Origin of the sequence: Streptomyces sp. NPDC057638 (assembly GCF_042800315.1) — a bacterium.
Lineage (GTDB): Bacteria > Actinomycetota > Actinomycetes > Streptomycetales > Streptomycetaceae > Streptomyces.
Genome location: NZ_JBHVHF010000582.1, coordinates 1 through 1,831, shown reverse-complemented (window position 1 = coordinate 1,831; position 1,831 = coordinate 1). Strand labels below are relative to the sequence as shown.

At 70.0% G+C, this 1,831-nt stretch carries 4 protein-coding genes; all 4 read left to right on the top strand.

Annotated elements, in window-relative coordinates:
- Nucleotides 1-47: 47 nt before the first annotated feature.
- Nucleotides 48-662: a hypothetical protein gene (locus tag ACFVIM_RS34970; RefSeq protein WP_384310366.1), complete on the top strand. Its 615-nt coding sequence runs from the start codon at nt 48-50 to the stop codon at nt 660-662.
- Between the two features lie 90 nt (nt 663-752).
- Nucleotides 753-1,001, top strand: coding sequence for a hypothetical protein (locus ACFVIM_RS34965; RefSeq protein ID WP_384310364.1), 249 nt, complete (start codon nt 753-755; stop codon nt 999-1,001).
- A 52-nt stretch (nt 1,002-1,053) separates the two neighbouring features.
- A complete protein-coding gene (locus tag ACFVIM_RS34960) occupies nt 1,054-1,416 on the top strand; it encodes a hypothetical protein (RefSeq protein WP_351495547.1) in 363 nt (120 codons plus the stop codon).
- Between the two features lie 29 nt (nt 1,417-1,445).
- On the top strand, nt 1,446-1,820 hold the full coding sequence (locus ACFVIM_RS34955; RefSeq protein ID WP_384310362.1) for a hypothetical protein: 375 nt from the start codon (nt 1,446-1,448) through the stop codon (nt 1,818-1,820).
- Nucleotides 1,821-1,831 lie beyond the last annotated feature (11 nt).

The following is a 1,831-nucleotide window of genomic DNA, read 5'->3' as shown; positions in this document are numbered from 1 at the left end:
GCGCGAAACCCCGGGGCGGCCCCCTTCACCGCGAGAGGCACCATGCCGTGACCAGCCAACCCGACACCAGCCCGACCGCCGGCCTCCAGTTCGCCAGCGCCGTCGCCTCCGACCTCGGCCCGCAGTGGAGCCCGGAGCCCTCTACCACCCACCCCGGCCGCTACCAGTTGACCGACGGCGGCGGCTCGCACCTCGTGCTGCTGCCCGGAGCGGTACGCGCCATCCTCCCGGAGGTGCACGACACCTACTCCCTCAAGGGGCGCCCTTCCTCTCCCGAGATCGGCGTCACCCCTCACAGTCCCGCCCACGTCGCCCAGCACGTCGCACGGCGGCTGCTGCCGAAGTACGAGACCGCCCGCGCCCGGCTCGCGGAGCTGGTGGCCGCCCGGGATTCGGAGCGGCGGGGCCGTGCGGAGAGCGCGCGGAGACTGGCCTACACCCTTTCGCCGGTGGCAGGACGGGCCACCATCTCACCGGATACGCCGATGCGGGGGCAGACCTCCGTCAGCCTCGCGCTCGCGCCGTCTCCCTGGGTCGCCGCCGTCATCGACGCCGGCGGAGCGTCCGTGACGCTCTCCATCAGCGGCCTTTCGACGGACGAAGCCGTCAGGGTGGCCGAACTGGTGCGCTCGATGTCCAGCCGGGTCGAAGAGTTGACGTAACCACCGACAGCAAGGTAAAGTAATACATGTCGAAACGGGGAGGGCAAACCCCGGTTCGAACGCCACGCACTACTGAAACCGAGGACTCTCGTGACCACACTCCGGCACATCACCGTGCATGTCGTCATCACCCGGCGCGCCGCCCCCGAACCGATGACCGTGCTCCTTCCGCCCGACCTCCTCGCCGCGCTGCTGCTCACCCACGACTGCCCGGGTGCCCCCGGAGGCCCCGGCGAAGCTGGCACCCCGACCGCGCGTGACACGCAGGGCACCCGCCCTCCGACCCTGCGCCCCCTCACCGAGTCCGAAGTGCACCGGTTCCTGAACGACCTCGGCTGACCCGCCGCCGGGGCCGGGAGACCGGCCCCGGCCACTCCCCGGAAAGAAGACCATGGAAGCCACCACCATCACGTTCGACGACGTGCTCACCTTTGTCCGCCACTCGGCCACGGACGCTGACCTCGACCGCTTCGACGACACCACACAGAAGCGAAGCCGCGCTCTGCAGACGGAGCGAGTGGACAACCTCGCCCCCGGCCAGAAGGTCCGCCTCGACAAGTACAAGGACGCCCGGCTCAACGGGCTGACGGGCACGATCACCCACCTCGACCGCCAGCCGCGGAAGACGGTCTACGCCGCCGTACGCCTCGACGAGGAGTCCACCCAGCGGTTCGCGTCCTTCCAGCCCGTCCCGGACGGTCAGAAGGAGCACACCGTGACCCGCCTGCACGCAACCGGCTGCTACCCGGCCTGACGCCCGACCACCACCGAAAGGATCCCGCGATGGCACCCACCGCCGACGCCGTCAACGCCTTCCTCGCCGAGCAGGCGAACGACGGCCACATCGAGACCCTCCGCCCCGTCATCAGGAAGCGACGGGAGGCCCTGAGGATCATGCGCGTGTCCGCGCTCAAGGTCGGTGACGAGATCACCACCGCCGAGATCAGGCCGAAGTACTTCGCTGGTCTGAACGGCACGCTCACCCACATCTCCGCACCGTCCCGTGGCAGCAGGCAGAGCACGGTCATCCGCCTCGACGCCGAGTCCACCCAACGCCTCCGCCAGCGCTACTGGATACCGGAGGACGAGACGGAGTACCAGATCGACGTCATCCCGCTCGCGGCGTGCTTCCTGAAGGGGACCGCCCCCGCGAAGTGACCGAACCGCGC